The 15003-nt window shown below is 68.3% G+C and carries 11 protein-coding genes and 2 pseudogenes; 6 read left to right on the plus strand and 7 right to left on the minus strand.

The window, feature by feature from the left end; all coding sequences use genetic code 11:
* The first annotated feature begins 27 nt into the window (after nucleotides 1–27).
* The 3 genes from C2R22_RS01785 (at nucleotide 28) to C2R22_RS01795 (ending at nucleotide 4644) form a co-directional block, all read left to right on the plus strand.
* Entirely contained in the window at nucleotides 28–1518 is a 1491-nt protein-coding gene (locus tag C2R22_RS01785; protein WP_103424054.1) for an LVIVD repeat-containing protein, read from the plus strand.
* A 174-nt stretch (nucleotides 1519–1692) separates the two neighbouring features.
* Entirely contained in the window at nucleotides 1693–4203 is a 2511-nt protein-coding gene (locus C2R22_RS01790; RefSeq protein WP_103424055.1) for a bifunctional metallophosphatase/5'-nucleotidase, read from the plus strand.
* A gap of 114 nt (nucleotides 4204–4317) precedes the next feature.
* On the plus strand, nucleotides 4318–4644 hold the full coding sequence (locus C2R22_RS01795) for a NifU family protein (RefSeq protein ID WP_103424056.1): 327 nt from the start codon (nucleotides 4318–4320) through the stop codon (nucleotides 4642–4644).
* A 398-nt stretch (nucleotides 4645–5042) separates the two neighbouring features.
* On the opposite strand, the gene C2R22_RS01800 is transcribed toward C2R22_RS01795, so the two are convergent.
* Both C2R22_RS01800 and C2R22_RS26065 read right to left on the minus strand, forming a co-directional pair.
* Nucleotides 5043–6440: a DUF402 domain-containing protein gene (locus tag C2R22_RS01800; protein ID WP_103424057.1), complete on the minus strand. Its 1398-nt coding sequence runs from the start codon at nucleotides 6438–6440 to the stop codon at nucleotides 5043–5045.
* Nucleotides 6437–6810: pseudogene (locus C2R22_RS26065) on the minus strand (DUF7532 family protein). The gene C2R22_RS01800 and the pseudogene C2R22_RS26065 overlap by 4 nt, the downstream one beginning before the upstream one ends.
* Nucleotides 6811–6933: 123 nt before the next feature.
* On the opposite strand from C2R22_RS26065, the gene C2R22_RS01810 reads away from it, so the two are divergent.
* The gene (locus tag C2R22_RS01810; RefSeq protein WP_103424058.1) at nucleotides 6934–7944 is read left to right on the plus strand and encodes a PrsW family intramembrane metalloprotease; all 1011 of its coding nucleotides are present in this window, start codon (nucleotides 6934–6936) and stop codon (nucleotides 7942–7944) included.
* A gap of 16 nt (nucleotides 7945–7960) precedes the next feature.
* Here C2R22_RS01810 and C2R22_RS01815 read toward each other — a convergent pair whose 3' ends face one another.
* Entirely contained in the window at nucleotides 7961–8569 is a 609-nt protein-coding gene (locus C2R22_RS01815) for a riboflavin synthase (RefSeq protein ID WP_103424059.1), read from the minus strand.
* Between the two features lie 494 nt (nucleotides 8570–9063).
* On the opposite strand from C2R22_RS01815, the gene C2R22_RS01820 reads away from it, so the two are divergent.
* A complete protein-coding gene (locus tag C2R22_RS01820; protein ID WP_103424060.1) occupies nucleotides 9064–9726 on the plus strand; it encodes a DUF502 domain-containing protein in 663 nt (220 codons plus the stop codon).
* Between the two features lie 40 nt (nucleotides 9727–9766).
* Here the strand turns inward: C2R22_RS01820 and C2R22_RS01825 are convergent, their stop codons facing one another.
* A complete protein-coding gene (locus C2R22_RS01825) occupies nucleotides 9767–11596 on the minus strand; it encodes an SLC13 family permease (protein WP_103424061.1) in 1830 nt (609 codons plus the stop codon).
* A gap of 89 nt (nucleotides 11597–11685) precedes the next feature.
* Between C2R22_RS01825 and C2R22_RS01830 the strand changes: the two genes are divergently transcribed.
* Nucleotides 11686–11937 (plus strand): DUF7533 family protein, encoded by a 252-nt coding sequence (locus tag C2R22_RS01830; RefSeq protein WP_103424062.1) that lies wholly within the window; start codon nucleotides 11686–11688, stop codon nucleotides 11935–11937.
* A 1-nt stretch (nucleotide 11938) separates the two neighbouring features.
* Here C2R22_RS01830 and C2R22_RS01835 read toward each other — a convergent pair whose 3' ends face one another.
* From C2R22_RS01835 to C2R22_RS01845, 3 genes and pseudogenes are all read right to left on the minus strand, one after another.
* Complete coding sequence (locus tag C2R22_RS01835) at nucleotides 11939–12673, minus strand: M24 family metallopeptidase (protein ID WP_103424063.1); 735 nt, start codon at nucleotides 12671–12673, stop codon at nucleotides 11939–11941.
* Nucleotides 12670–13104, minus strand: a complete 435-nt coding sequence (locus tag C2R22_RS01840; RefSeq protein WP_103424064.1) for a hypothetical protein — start codon at nucleotides 13102–13104, stop codon at nucleotides 12670–12672. Before C2R22_RS01840 ends, C2R22_RS01835 begins: the two co-directional genes overlap by 4 nt.
* Nucleotides 13105–13110: 6 nt before the next feature.
* Nucleotides 13111–14951: pseudogene (locus C2R22_RS01845) on the minus strand (UvrD-helicase domain-containing protein).
* Nucleotides 14952–15003 lie beyond the last annotated feature (52 nt).

Raw genomic sequence — 15003 nt, forward strand, 5'->3', positions numbered from 1 at the left:
ATCCGCTTCCAGCCCCAACGCCGGCCCATGCGCAGGCGTAGCGTCCTCCGGGGAACCGCGGCGCTCGTCGGGGCGTCGGCGCTCGCCTCCTCCGCACGCGCCCACGAGGGCGAGGGGAGCGACGGGACCGTCTCGGGCGGGTCGAGCGACCGGTACGCGCCCCTCGGATACGTCGACGTTCCCGGCGCAAACGAAGCGGTCGTCGGCGACGAGGAGACGGTGTACGTCGCGACCGGCGACGGCTACGCGACTGTCGACGTGAGCGATCCGACCGCTCCGCGGGTGCTGGCGCGGCGGACGGGACTTCGGAGCGACGCGGAGAACGGCCCGCTCGTGAACGTTCAGGACGTGAAAGTCGACGGCGAGACGCTCATCGTCGCGGGGCCGGCCCACCCGCGGCGGAACGCCCTCTCGGGCTTCGTCGTCGTCGACGTCTCCGACCCCACCTCCCCCACCGAACGCGGCTTCTTCGAGACCGACTACCCCATCCACAACTGCGACGTCGCCGACGGCCGGGCGTACCTCACCGGGAACGACGGCTCACGAAACCCCCTCGTCGTCGTCGACGTCTCCGACCCCACCGACCCCGTCGAACTCGGTCGGTGGTCCCTCCTCGACGCCGACGCCCGGTGGGAGAGCGTGAACGCGAACCGTCGGTCGCTCCACGACGTGACGGTCCGCGACGGCGTCGCCGTCTGTGCGCTGTGGGACGCCGGCACCTGGCTGGTCGACGTCGCCGACCCGACGGCGATGACCGCGCTGGGGAGCGTCGATGCGCCCGCCCCCGACCAACTCGATGCGGGCCCCCGACCGGCCCTCACGCCCCCGGGGAATCACCACTACGCGACGCGTTCGGGCGACCTCCTCGCCGTCGGAAAGGAGTCGTTCGGCGTCCGCATCGACGAGGACGGCGACGGGCGCTCGGATTCCCTCGTCGGCGGACCGAGCGGCGTCGACCTCTGGGACGTCTCGGACCTCGAAGCCCCCGAGCGACTGTCGACCGTTCCCCCGCCCGTCAGCGACGACTCCACCCTCGGGGGAACGTGGACGACGGCGCACAACCTCGACATCGAGAACGAGACGCTCTACACGTCGTGGTACCGTGGCGGCGTGAAGCGACACGACGTCTCCAACCCGCTCACTCCCACCGAAGAGTCGTGGTGGCTCGCGCCCGACGAGACGAGCTTCTGGACGGCACGGGCAGTCACGACCGGATTCTTCGTCGCGTCGAGCCGCGGGGTCGAGGACGTCCCCGGCCGGCTCTACACGTTCCCCGACCGACCCGGTGAGGGGTCGTCGGGGGCCGCGCTCGGGTCGGACGACAGCACGACCGAGGCGACGGCGACGGACACCGCGTCGACGCGGGCCGACCGGACAGACCCGACGAATGCGACGGACGCGAGCGGTGGGGACACCGGACCGGAGTCGACCGTCTCCGCTCCCGGGTTCGGCGTCGGAGCGGGACTAGCGGCGCTGGCTGGTGGTGCTTGGTGGCTGCGGCGACACACGGACGACTGAGCCGGGCGCGTCGCGGTCCTCGACTGAGCGCCCCGTCCTCGCCCGTCTTCACTCCAGAGCGATTCCTTCCCCTCGTGCGTGCTATTGAGCCGTCGTGTCCGATACGACCCCGTCCTCGTAAATATTTCAACTCATAGTCAGTTCTTTACTCCCGTGCCCGGAACAGCCACACGAATGAGGCGACTCATCACCCTCTTACTGACGCTCAGTCTCGTCACGGCCGGCGTGGTCCCGGTCGTGGGGACTGTCGGCGCAACGACCCCACAGACGGCATCCGACCCCGCGTCGCCGGACGTCTCGGCGATGGCGGGGGCAGACGCCCCGACACGACCACAGACCGACGGGGCGACGGGAGACAACACGACCACGGTGACGGTGCTGTCGTACAACGACATCCAGACGGCGGCCGCCGAGGACGGGAACCTCCCGCGGTTGGTGACGCTCATCGAGCGGCGGCGGGCGGCACACGACAACCCGACCGTCGTCGTCGGTGCCGGCGATCAGATCGGCCCGCACGCGCTGTCGCCGGTGAGCCAGTGGCGCGCGCCGGTGGACGTGCTGACCCTCGTCGACCCCGACGCGGACGTCGTCGGCAATCACGAGTTCGACTACGGTCTCGACGGCGTCTCGGGCACGACGGCCGACTCGCGCTTCCCGTGGCTGGCGACGAACCTCGTCAACTCCTCGACGGGTGAGCCGTTCGACGGCACCGAGGAGTACGAAATCGTCGAGCGCGACGGTGTCCGCGTGGGCATCATCGGCCTCGTCGACTACGGCGCGACGTACGGCAAGACGAACATCGACTTCGCGGCCGAGGGCATCACGCTCGAAGCGTACACCGAGGACGGCCCCGCGACGGCCGAGTACCTCAAAGAGGAGGAGAACGTCGACGTGGTCGTCGCACTGGCGCACACGGGCGTCCCCGACGCGAAAGCGCTCGCCGAGAACGACACGGCGGACGCCATCGACGTCATCGCGGTCGGCGACGACGAGATACGGTATCCGCCGGCTGAGACTTCGGGTTCGATCATCACAGAGAGCGTCGCCCGCGCGGAGTACCTCGGCGAACTCAACCTCACGGTCGACACGGAGACGAACGACGTCACCGCCTGGAACGGTCGGCTGGTGAACGTCGCCGAGGAGGTGCCGAAGAACGAGACGGCCTCGCGGCTCATCAACGAGTACCGCGCGGAGGTGAGTCTCGACGAGAACGTCACCTACTCCGAGACGGCGCTGGACGCGCGCTTCTCGACGAACTACCACCGCGAGAGCAACTACGGGAACCTCGTCACGGACTCGTTCCGCGCGAAGACGGGTGCCGACGTCGCCATCACCAACGCCGGCGGCATCCGCTCGAACCGGATGTACGGCCCCGGCAACATCACGGGCGGTGACGTGTTCAACACGCTCCCCTTCCCGAACACGCTGGTGACGGTCGAACTCACCGGGAGCGAGCTACGGGAGACGCTCGCGAGCCAGGTCGTCACGCTCGAAAGCGACACCGGGCAGGAGTTCGGCGCCGAGATCAGCCAGCAGGTCAGCGGCGTCCGCTTCGAGTGGGTCGCCCACGACGACGCGGACCCGAAGATTCGAGACGTCTGGGTCAACCGTGCCGGCCCCGACGAGCCGCCGCGGTGGGAGCCCCTCCAGGAGAACGAGACGTACGAGGTGACGGTCAACAGCTTCATGGCTGGCGGCGGCAGCGGCTACGGACTGGAGGACGAGCCGGTGGTCGAGGAGACGGACGTGCTCTACGCCGAGGCGCTCGTCGACTACCTCGAATCCAAAGAGCGCATCGCGCCGACGGTCGAAGGGCGGATGCGCCGCGTCGACAGCGTCGTCGGGGCAGAAGCCGTCGAACTGAACGGCGGTCTGGTGACGGTTTCCTTCGATGCGCCGGAGAACGCCACCGCGATAAACGCCTCCAGCTTCTACGTTCAGAACGCGACGGGCGCGACCGCACCGGCCGTCGACGCGACGTTCGACGAGGCGGACGGCACGGTCGACGTGACGTTCGACATCGTCGGTGTTCGGCCGCTGGTGCGCCCCGGCGGTGACCTCGACGTGTACGGCTCGTACACCGACTCGCAGTACGAGGGCGAGTGGGTCTACTGGTCGTCGGCGGTGATGAACGGCGACATCGACGCTACGGACCTCTCCGACCTCCGGGGCGTCGGCTCTGCGAGCGTCCTCTCTGCGAGTTCGACGACCGTCGCCAGCGGCGAGACCGGGGACGTGAGACTGACGCTCTCGACGACGGAGGGCTTCTCGGGCGGTGACGTCACCGTCTCGGTCGACAACGGCTCCGTCGCCGAAATAACGAGCGCGAACTACAGCGACGACCTCGGGCTGACGGAGCCCCCGCGGGTGAGCGAGAACGGTACCGCAGTCGAACTGACTGCGGCCGACGTCGAGCGTGCGATCGAACCGGGCGCGGCCGAGGCGCACCTCGCGACCGTCTCGGTTCGCGGTGTCGACACCGGGACGACGGACGTGACGGTCACCGTCGGTCGGTTCGACAACGAGGCCGGCAACTCGTCGACGCTCTTCGTCCGCGACGGTCGGGTCGTCGTCGGCTCCGCTTCTTCGTCTTCGTCGAGCAATACCACACGGGGCGTCAACGGGAGCGAGCGGGTCGCCAGCGACGCTGTGGGCCTCCACCAGTCGGTGCAGTCCGCGGCCTGAGGCCCTGAGGCTCGCGTCGAGGACTTTCCTCTGCTCTCGCGGTCGTTCACGATTCGTTCACGATTTATTCGTGAAACCGTAACCTACCCATAGCTGGGCCCACAAGTGAGAGCAATGAGCGACGAACCGCTGAAAGAGCGCATCGAGACGTGGATGGTCGGCCAGATGCCGATCATCCAGATGCACGGGGGAGAGAGCGTCGTTCGCGAGGCGAATCCCGAGACGGGCGAGGTGGTCGTCGAACTCGGCGGGACGTGTTCGCACTGCGGAATCAGCAACATCACCGCACAGAACATCAAGGCCGACCTCATCCGCGACTTCGAGGAGGTCCGAGACGTCGTCGTCCGCGTCCCCGACACGGGCGAGATGACCTCCGACACGGTCGAGGGCGGCCGCGGCGGCGAACTGCAGTTCTCGACCGAAGGCTCGGATCACTTCTGAGCTGAGCTATCAGACGCCCGTTCTCGTGGACACCGATAGCGGTGCGGTGGCACGTGCTGGCTGTCGCGCCGGCATCGCGCGAGGTCTTCACGAGCGAGACGAGTGACGGCTTGAAGCGACGCAGTCGATTCTGTTGATGACTGAGTGGCCGAGCGAAGCGAGGTCCTGTTCAGGATCGGTCAGCCACAGTTACTGAATCCCTCCTCCCCACCGACGACTGTTGCACTGTGCACAGCCCGCGACGAGACGCTTGCTCCGTCCGAGCGTTCAAATACGAAACCGCGGCCAACGCGCCCGTGACCTGACGCCCACCACGGGACGCCCTGCGGTCGTGCGGCACGCCGTCCCGTGCTCTCCGAGTCGGTGCCGCCTGTTCGTTCCAGACGCCAACGTCGACGTCAAAGCGCGTTCTCCAGACTCGACGCGACGCTCCGCGCCTTCGCCGCCAGTTCCTCGCTCATCTCTCCGGCCTCCACGGCGGCGTCGAGTTCGTCGTCGTCGACGCGTTCGACGCTCCCGTCGGCGTGTTTGACGACGTCGACGTGGAGGTCGACGTAGCGCACGACGTCGGGGAAACACTCGACCGGCGTGCAGACGTTCACGTACGTCCCCTTCAGGTCGCCCTCGGCGCTCCGGTAGACCGTCGGGTACCACCACCGCCCCTCGCGGAACTTCGTGAGCGCGACGTCTCCTCGCTCCTGTTCGACGCCGAGCGCGTCGTAGGTGCCGCTACCTCCCATCTCACGGCGGACGGCCAGCGTTCCGTCCGGCCCGTGTTCGACCACTTCGCCGCGGCCGAGCGTGATGAGCCGTCCGTCCGGCTTGCCGTGGCCGATGCTGACGGTGTCGCCCTCGACGGGGCCGAACTGTCGAGTGACGACACCGAACGGGAACTCTCCCTCGGGGACACAGAGCGCCTCCGCGAAGTCGACGCCGGCGCTCGCTGCCTCCGAAGCCGCCTTCGTCCGGTGGTGGCCCGGCATCGTCGTCGTCACCTCGCGCCGGTGGTCGTCGAGCGCGAACCGCGACTCCCGCCCGAACCACACCCACGACGTCGCCGCCGGTTCGGCGCGACTGCCCGGCTCCCCGACCGGCTCGTTCCTGACTGACTCCAGCGCCGCGGCCCGGTCGACGGCGGCTTCGAGCGACGCTCGGAGCGTCTCCATGTCCGCGTCCGTGGCGGCGTGTCGCCACCGGATCCCCCAGCCGTCGGGTACGTCGACGCCGAGGAGGTCCGTCATCCCGGCGAGTTCGCGCCCCGCGGCGTCGTCACGCGTGTCGACAGTCACGCCGTTCCTCCCCGCGACGAGCGTCGCGAGTCCGGCTTCGGCCTCCAGCGTCGTCCCGAGTTCGGCTCGGTTCCGTCCCCAGGGCGGCTGGTCCGCGCGGACCTGCACCCGGAGGTCGTCCCCCTCCTCGACGTGCTGGTCGGTGGCACCGTAGGGCAGGTAACCCTCGCCCGCGCCGAGGGCACAGACTGCGCCGCCGCCGAGCGTCTCGACGACGCGAGCGTCGAAGACGGCACCCGTCGGAGTGGGTGAGAGCCACGCCAGCGTGTCGGTCGCGACCCGCAGTTCCCCGGTGACGCGCTCCAGTTCGTCCGGAGCACCTACGACGCCCACCCCCTGCCGGTCGTCGGTCGTCTCGACCGTGACGTCGTGGTCGGTGTCGTCGAACTTCGCGTCGAACCGGCGACGGATGGGTGGCGACGCCTGAACGACCTCGTGCCCTCCCGCGAGGAGGACGTGCGTGAGCGCAGTCGCGTAGATTCCCCTCACTCGAACGCGGGTCGTCATAACCGCCCGCGGTCCCTGGTGAACCGGACGCGGTCGTTGACGGTCCCCCGAGCGAGAGTTCGACTTTCTCGTCGGTGAGCGGCCGTCCCCCCTCGACGGGGACGCCCCACGAGTCGAATCGGAGGTAGCCACGGATGTCCCCGCCGTGGGTGTGGAGGTCGATGTACTCCAGGGCGTGTTCTTGGATCTCGTCGGCGCTGTGTGCCATGTCCATGTCGGAGTAGACGGTGTCGGCGCCCTCGAAGAACGCTTCGAGCGTCTCCGCGTCGCGTTCGACGGCCTCCGTGACGGCCTTCGAGACGGCGCGGATGTCCGAACGCGAGAGCCCGGCGTCGCGGAGCGCTCTCTGTGTCCGCTGGTCGAAGTGCATACCGGAACGTGTGTCCCAGGGGTCTTCAACGCTTCAGCCTTCGTCCGTTTCGTCGCCCTGGAACGGGACCTGCTTGCAAGCAGCGGTGGTAAGACATTAAGCCACACGGTGACAGGTACGACCATGACTGACAGCGTTGACCCCGTCGAGTCCGCGTCGGACGACGGTGTCGACCTCTACGACGTATCGACGTGGGAGGAACGGACGTCCCTCGACGGACTCGCGGTCGCCATCTACCGCCTCATCGTCGGGACCGCACGGGTCGCCGTCATCCTCCTCGCCTTTCTCATCCTGCTCGCCATCGGTGGGTTGGCCGCGCTCACGGACCTTCAGGTCGGCGTCCTCACCCTCCTCTCGGCGATTCCCGCCCTGGGGCTCGCGGCGTACGTCTACTACAGCGACGTCACGACGAACGAACCGCTCTCGTTACTGGTCGCCACGTTCCTCCTCGGCGTGCTCACGGCCAACTTCGCGGCCGTCCTCAACTCGCTGGCCCGGCCGGCGTTCCAGACGCTCGGCTTCATCGGGTCGGTCGCGTTCTTCTTCGTCGTCGTCGGGCCGGTCGAGGAGACGGTCAAACTGCTGGCGGTTCGTCTCCACGCCTACCGTCGAAGCGAGTTCGACGCCGTCGTCGACGGTGCCGTCTACGGCGCGATGGCCGGCCTCGGCTTCGCCACCATCGAGAACTCGCTGTACATCACCCAGAACCTCGGCACGGGGACCGAGATGGACCTCGGCCTCGGCCTCATCGGCATGGGCGGCGGCATCACGGCGGTTCGGGCGCTCGCCGGTCCGGGCCACGTCATCTACTCGGCCATCGCGGGCTACTACCTCGGCCTGGCGAAGTTCAACCGCGAGAACGCCGGCCCCATCGTCATCAAGGGGCTCATCATCGCGGCGCTCATCCACGCAACCTACAACTCCACGGTCGGCATCGGCTCCGGTATCATCTCGACGCTGACCGGTCTCCCGCCGCTCGCGGCGTTCTTCGCCTACGTCATCCTCTTCGACGGGGTGTTCGGCCTCTACCTCATCAGGAAGATCAAGCGGTACCGCGACGCCTACCGTCACGCCCACGCCGAGGACACGGCCCACGAGAGCGCGTTCCGCTCGGAGCCGACCGAGTTCGAGTAGCGTCGCGAACTCGGACTCAGATCCGTTCGTCGACGCCCGCGAGATAGCCCTCCAGCATCGACTCGACGTACTTGGCGACGACGTCCACCTCGACGTGGACGGGGTCGCCCGGGTCCTTCTCGGAGAGGGAGGTCAGTTCGTACGTCGTCGGGATGATGGCGACGTCGAACGTCTCCTCCTCCCGGGAGGCGACGGTCAGCGAGATGCCGTCGAGCGCGACCGAGCCCTTCGAGACGACGTACTGCCGCACGTCAGACGGCAACGAGAACGTGTAACGCCAGTCCTCGCCGACGCGTTCGACCCTCTCGACGACCGCCGTCGTGTCGACGTGACCCTGCACGAGGTGACCGTCGAACCGCCCGTCGGCGGCGAGCGCACGTTCGAGGTTGACGACGTCTCCCTCGCCGACCTCCCCGAGATACGTCTTCTCGACCGTCTCGCTGGCGAGGAACACCTCGAACCACCCCTCCGCGAACCGCTCGACGGTGAGACAGACGCCGCTGACGCTGATCGACTGGCCGTGGTGGAGCGCCTCGAAGTCGTGGCCGATACGCAGCCTGCGGCCGTCGTCGGTCGCCGTCACCGACCGTATCTCGCCCGTGGACTCGACGATTCCGGTGAACATACCCGGGGTTGGGGGTGGTTCCGTATACGGGTTTCTCTCCGTTCTCTCTGCTCGTTCGGGCTCGGCGGGTGTACGGCTCGGTGGCTGGAAACGAACAGCGGTCGGCGGTACAAGGGTGCACACGAACTCGAACACATGGTCGCGCGGTGCACGGGCGCGGTGAAGCCACAGGCCTCCCCAGCCGATTGCGGTGCTCGCACCTCCGGTGCTGCGCTCCTCACCCCTCGCGCGTTCGCTCGCGTTGCTCGCTCTCACGCGCCACCGCACCACCCTGTCTTGGTGTGGTTGGGGTGGCTGGCGGTTGCGGCCACACCGCGCCCGTGTACCGTGCGGTCTTCCTGGGGTCCTCAGTCACCGCTGTGACCCTCCCGATGTCTCCACTCACTGCGACGAGAGCCACTCGCGCGTTCACCGCCCCACACACCCATCGTACCCCCCGTCCTCCGACTGCGAGTGGGCCGTACGCTTTTATCGTCCCACATGCGACGCTTTGTATGTCTCTGGCCACGCGGCTGCGGAACAGTTTCATCACCGGTCTCTTCCTGGTCGCGCCGCTCGCGGTGACGCTGTTCGTCCTCCAGTTCGCGTTCGAGTGGGTCACGTCGACCATCCGTCCGGTCGTCCGGCAGGTCCAGCCGTTCCTCGCGACCACGCTCGACTACTCGGGCGACCTCGTGTTCGTCTCGCAGGTGCTCTCGGCGCTGCTCATCGCCACCGCCATCACGTTCGCGGGCTATCTCGCCTCGAAGAGCCTCGGACAGCGGCTCTTCGGCGGGTTCGAGCGCGGCGTCCGACTCATCCCGCTCGTCCGGACCATCTACTTCGGTGTCCGGCAGGTGTCGGAGTCGCTCACCGAGTCCACAGAGAGCTACGACCGGGTCGTCCTCGTCGAGTACCCCCGCGAGCGCCACTGGATGCTCGGCTTCGTTACGAGCGAGAGCCCCCGACGGGTCGAGCAGGCGACCGGTGAGGACCTCCTGACCGTCTTCATTCCCCACAGCCCCAACCCGACGGTCGGCAAACTCATGATGGTCCCCGAGGAGGAACTGTGGGAGCTCGACATGTCGGTCAGAAGCGGGTTCCGTATCATCGTCACGACCGGGCTGAGCGCCGAGGACATGGAGGACGACCTCCCGGCGGGCGTCATCGCCGATTGACCCTGACTCTCACCCTGGACCTTGCCGACGTCTCGACGACTCACACTCCCCACAGCACGACGATGCCGAGCGTGGTCACGACGGTCAAAAGCGCCTGCAGCGGCGCGCCCACGCGGACGTAGTCGGTGAACCGATACCCGCCGGGACCGTACACCATGAGGTTCGTCTGGTATCCGACGGGCGTCATGAACGCCGTCGAGGCCGCGAACGTCACGGCGAGGACGAACGCGAACGGGTCCGCGCCGATGCGTCCCGCCGTGTCGACCGCGATCGGGAGGAGGAGGACGACGCTCGCGACGGGCGTCACGACGTTCGCGAGCAACCCCGTCAGGAGGTAAAAGGCCGCGAGCATCCCCACGGCGGGGACGAGCGCTGACAGGGCGACGACGCCCGAGGCCAGCACGTCGACGCCGCCGGTATCCTGCATCGCCAGCCCCAGCGGGATGACGCCCGCGAGGAGGAAGATGACGTTCCAGTTGACGGCGTCGTAGGCGTCCGACGGCGTGAGGATGCCCGTGACGACCATCGCGACGACGCCGCCCAGCGCCGCGATGACGATGGGGACGACGCCGAGCGCCGCCAACCCGATGACGCTCCCCACGATTGCGAGCGCCGGGAGCGTCGTCGGCTGGAGTTCCCGCCCCCGAATGCGGTCGATGAGGTCCGGAATCTCGCCGGTGACGACGAACTCGTGGGTTTCGAGGAGGTACTCGACCGTCTCCTCGGTCGTCTGCAACAACAGCGAGTCGCCGGCCTCGATGACGTGCGGGCCGAAGCGCTCCCGAACCAGGTCGCCGTTCCGCCGACGGACCCCGATGACGGTCGCGTCGTACCGCTCTCGCACTCTGGCCCCGGCGATGGTATCCCCGACGACCGACGACTCGGAGGGGACGACCAGTTCGACGAGCGTCCCCTCCGCGGGGTTGTCGAGTTCGTCGTCGCCCACCGTCGCCCGCGGGAGGTACCGGAGGTCGGCGACGTCGCAGAAGCGCTTGATCTCGTCGGGTGCGCCCCGAACGGTGAGGATGTCGCGCGCGTTCAGTTCCCGGTCGGAGTCGGTCGCGATGAAGTGTTCGTGGCCGCGGACGACGTCGAGGATGTCGATGTCGAGGTCGCGGGCGGCGTCGCTCGCGACGTCCGCGGCCGGGACGCCGACGAGCGGCGACCGCGCGGGAACGAGCACCCGTGCGAGGTACGCGTCGATCTCGTACTGGGTGGTTCTGTCGCCCGGCGTCACCCGCGCCGGCGTGAGCGCCTTGCCGACCGTCAGGAGGTACACGCTTCCGACGACGAGGACGACGAGGCCGAGAGAGGTGAACTCGAACATGCTGAACGGGTGGTCGATGAGCGACGCCGAGAGGTCGCTGGCGACGAGGTTCGTCGCCGTCCCGATGAGGGTGAGCGTCCCGCCGAGCATCGACGCGTACGAGAGGGGCAAGAGGAGCTTCGACGGCGAGACGCCCGCCTCCTCGGCGAGGTCGGTCACCATCGGGATGAACACCGCGACGACCGGGGTGTTGTTGATGACGCCGGCGATGGGTCCCGTCAGGGCGACGACCGCCGCCAGCAACCGGTTCTCGTTCCCTCGGGTGACGTGGGCCACCTCCGCGCCGAGGCGCCGGACGACGCCCGTCTCTTCGATACCCTTCGAGAGGACGTACATCGCCAGGATGGTCACCGTCGCCGGGTTCGAGAACCCCGAGAGCCCTTCCTCGGCCGAGATTCCCGTCCACGGCCCGAGGACGACGAGGGCGACGACGAGTCCGATGGCGACGATGTCGGGTGAGACGACCTCGGTGACGAACAGCGCGACCGTGACGAGGATGAGCCCGAACACCAGCGCCGTTTCGGTCGGCAGTCCGAGGATCATATCGGTCCAACCGAGCGGTTTCGGCTTAGGTGTTCGCCTCGGCGACGAGAAGGGGCGCGTTTTTACCGCCCGCTCGCCAACCGCTCCCCATGGCGCTGGGTATCTCCGAATCGATCCAGCTGGCGGCGAGCCTCGTCTTCGCCATCCCGCTCGGCATCTTCGGCGTCGACACGCTCCTCCGCGGGGACACCTTCCTCGGCGGCGTCGCTCTCGTCGTCGCCGTGTTGATGGTCCTCCTCCCCCGGATGCTCACGACACCGACCGACATCCCCGCGGCGGCTGCCGAGAAGGCCGTCGGCAAGGCGGTCAAGATGCCCGACGACGAGGAGAACCAGGACTGACTTAGTCGAGCGCCCGCGACGGCGACAGCGACTTCGGAAGCGGGACGACCCGTTCGACGCTGCCACCGTCGTCGCCGTCGAGACAGAGCGTCTCGACGTGGCGCACGACGTCCGTCCGTCGCCCCTCGCTCACGGTCTCGTCTCCCGCTCGACTGACGCTCGCCGCGACGACCACCACCTGTCCGGACTCGACTTCCTCGCCGCCCCGCGGTCGTTCGCGCGACGCAAGTCCGACGCCGTCAACCGTCACCGACGGCTCTTCGAACCCGTACGCCGTCACCTCGGCGCGGACCTCGCCGGCGACTTCCCCCGCCGTCACTGAGTCGCCGTCGAGCGCGGCGGAGAGTCGGTCGCGGCCGGCGCGGTGGGCGGCGTCGAGGGCCAGTTGCGCCCGTCGCTCCCACCCGCCGTCGCCGTCGACGACGAACGTCCACGCCGCTCGAATCCGTGTCCCGCTCGGTCCCACCGGCTGACAGTCCACGACGACCGGTCGGCCGGCCGAGAGCGCGTCCGTGCCGACTCCTCTCACCCGAACGTCGGGGGTCTCGACGCCACTCCCTGCGAGCGCGGCGGCCACCGAGCGGGCGAGTCGGTCGGCCGTCAGCGGCCCTTCGGCGTCGTGGAGCCTCCCCTCCCTGACGTCGCCCCCGGCGAGGCGCTCGGCTGCCGTGTCGAATCCGCTCCCCGTCGCCGTCCCGAGCGCTCGGACGGCGTCGCGCTCGGCGGGCGTCTTCACCGCCCGTGCCTCTTCGAGCGCTGCTGTCGACGCGAGGTCGTACCCGCGCGTTCGAGAAAGAGCGCAGCGTCGTGGCGAACCGCACGCGGCGTGAGCACTCGTCCTCCGTCGCCGACCAGTTCGTCGACGACGGACGCGACCGACCCCGCGGGGTCGTCGACGGGGCGGAGTTCGGCGTGTTCGCGCTCCGCCCTCGTGACCCCGGCGTCGTAACAGTCGTCGCCGCGTTCGACCAGTCTCACGGCGCCATCGGCCGTCACGACGACGGCGTCGCTCCCGAGGTACGCGCTGTCGGCGTCGCTCCCGGCGTGGACGAACGCCACCCTGGCCCCGTCGGTCCGGAGTCGGTCGCGGACGACGCTCAGCCCTCGCTCGACACGGCTCGCGCGGACGCGCCGGGGGTCGAACTCGGTTTCGTGGCCGGCGGGCACAGCGCGCTACGGTTCCGGCGCCGTCGGCTCCTGGGCCGCGTCGAGCAACTCCTCCAGTTCCTCCTCGCGGAGTTCGTTGTGGAGGAGGACGCTCACCGGGAGGGTGGGCGCGCCGTCGACGAGGTTCTCGAGGATGACGAGTCGTTCGCGGGCGCGGGACATCCCGACGTAGAAGACGCGGCGTTCGTTGTCGGTCAGGATGGGGACGGGGCTCGTCGTCGAGGTGAACCCCTCGATACCGTGGGATTCGAGTTCCTCGTCGCTCACGGAGGCGGCCATCTGCTCGACGACCTTCTCCGTGAGGTCCGTCGAGACGAAGACGTGGTCGGCCTCGCGACCCTTCGCGGAGTGGATGGTTCCCAGGCGGACGTGGTCGGGGTCCATCCCCTGGTAGGGGCCCTTGAAGTACGCCGCGACGGACTTTCGCTGGAAGCTGGTCACCTTGCGGACCATGTCCGACGCCGACGCCCCGTCGGGGACGAACGGGGCGAGGTTCCGTATCTCGTCGCCGGGGATGGTGAAGGCCGCGAGGTCGTCAGTGTCCGCGCTCTCTTCGTACTCGTCGATGAGGTCGTAGAAGTCGTCGCGCTCGTTCGAGCCGAACGCCGACTCCTGGAGCATGTCGGCCAGTCGGCGGGCCTCTAACCCTGAGATGGGTTCGTCGTCGACCAGTTTCTCGACGGCGTGGACGTAGTCGGTGAGCCGGTCGGTCCACATCCGCTGGTCGGTGAGGGTGGAGAAGGGCATCCCGAGCGGGAGGAACTCGTCGATGAACTGGAACATCTGGTAGCGCGCCCGGAACAGGATCATCACGGTCCCCTCGTCCTGTTCGACGGTGTAGCGGACGTTCCGGGCGAGGTCGAGCATCGAGGGGTTGTGGACGCCCTCGACTCTCCCGCCTTCCTTGCGGGGTTTGAGGTCCTTCTCCTGGCGCTTCTCGATGTGGCGAATCTCGCGGTTGACGACGTTGAGAATCTTCGAGGGTAAGCGGTAGGAGTTCGGGAGGATGACGTCCTCGTCGCGGGGGGTGTCGAGGAGGAGGTCCGGGTCCGCGCCCTGCCAGGCGTAGACGACCTGGTCGTCGTCGCCGGCGATGAGGACCTTCTTCATGTGGGGCTTCCACTCCTCGTAGACGTCGTACTGGAGGGTCGTGATGTCCTGGAACTCGTCGATGACGAGGTAGTCGACGTGCGGGACGAGCGAGCGCTGCTTCACCCGTTCGAGCATGTCCGCGAAGCCGACGAGGCCGTTGTCACCCTTGTACTTCCGCCACGCGCGGATGGTCTCCGGAATGTCGACGCGGTCGTCCGAGGAGGGCCACGTCGGCGTGTACTTGTTGCCCTCCTGGGCGTTCGGGTCGATGTCGGGGGGAGCCGAACCTCCTCGACGTTCCACTGGAAGGGGACGTCGTACCAGTCGGCGACGTCCCGTCTCGTCCGCTGGAGCCACTGCGAGGTGGCGATAATCTTGTTCCCGAGCGTGGTCGAACGGGCGGTCCGGCGGCCGCCGCTCTTGTACTCGTCCTCGTACTCGATGCCGTACTCCTCACAGAACTCCTGTTTGTCCTTCTCGCCGACGACGTCGCCGCGCGAGAGGTTCAACAGTTCGTACGCCTTCGCGTGCATCGTCGAGACGTTCCCCTTCAACACCCGCGGGTTCGTGCCGAGTCGTTCCGCGAGTCGTTCGCGAATCTCGGCCGCGGCCGCGCGCGTGTAGGAGACGACGAGAACGTCGGAGACGTCGATATCGTCCTCCTCGAGCAGGGTCTCGACGCGGTCGAGGAGGGCCGTCGTTTTCCCGCTCCCCGGGCCACCGAACAACCGGGTGACGGTCGGTGCTTCGCTCATTGTACCCGTTCACGCCCCGCTGGTTCATAAACGACGTGCCTCGTCGCGTCGC

Source organism: Salinigranum rubrum (assembly GCF_002906575.1).
Taxonomy (GTDB): domain Archaea; phylum Halobacteriota; class Halobacteria; order Halobacteriales; family Haloferacaceae; genus Salinigranum; species Salinigranum rubrum.

Excerpts from the sequence above, each read along its gene's own strand:
- C2R22_RS01785 (WP_103424054.1), top strand. The coding sequence starts at position 28 with ATGCGCAGGCGTAGCGTCCTCCGGGGAACCGCGGCGCTCGTCGGGGCG.
- C2R22_RS01790 (WP_103424055.1), top strand. The coding sequence starts at position 1,693 with ATGAGGCGACTCATCACCCTCTTACTGACGCTCAGTCTCGTCACGGCC.
- C2R22_RS01795 (WP_103424056.1), top strand. The coding sequence starts at position 4,318 with ATGAGCGACGAACCGCTGAAAGAGCGCATCGAGACGTGGATGGTCGGC.
- C2R22_RS01800 (WP_103424057.1), bottom strand. The coding sequence starts at position 6,440 with ATGACGACCCGCGTTCGAGTGAGGGGAATCTACGCGACTGCGCTCACG.
- C2R22_RS01810 (WP_103424058.1), top strand. The coding sequence starts at position 6,934 with ATGACTGACAGCGTTGACCCCGTCGAGTCCGCGTCGGACGACGGTGTC.
- C2R22_RS01815 (WP_103424059.1), bottom strand. The coding sequence starts at position 8,569 with ATGTTCACCGGAATCGTCGAGTCCACGGGCGAGATACGGTCGGTGACG.
- C2R22_RS01820 (WP_103424060.1), top strand. The coding sequence starts at position 9,064 with ATGTCTCTGGCCACGCGGCTGCGGAACAGTTTCATCACCGGTCTCTTC.
- C2R22_RS01825 (WP_103424061.1), bottom strand. The coding sequence starts at position 11,596 with ATGATCCTCGGACTGCCGACCGAAACGGCGCTGGTGTTCGGGCTCATC.
- C2R22_RS01830 (WP_103424062.1), top strand. The coding sequence starts at position 11,686 with ATGGCGCTGGGTATCTCCGAATCGATCCAGCTGGCGGCGAGCCTCGTC.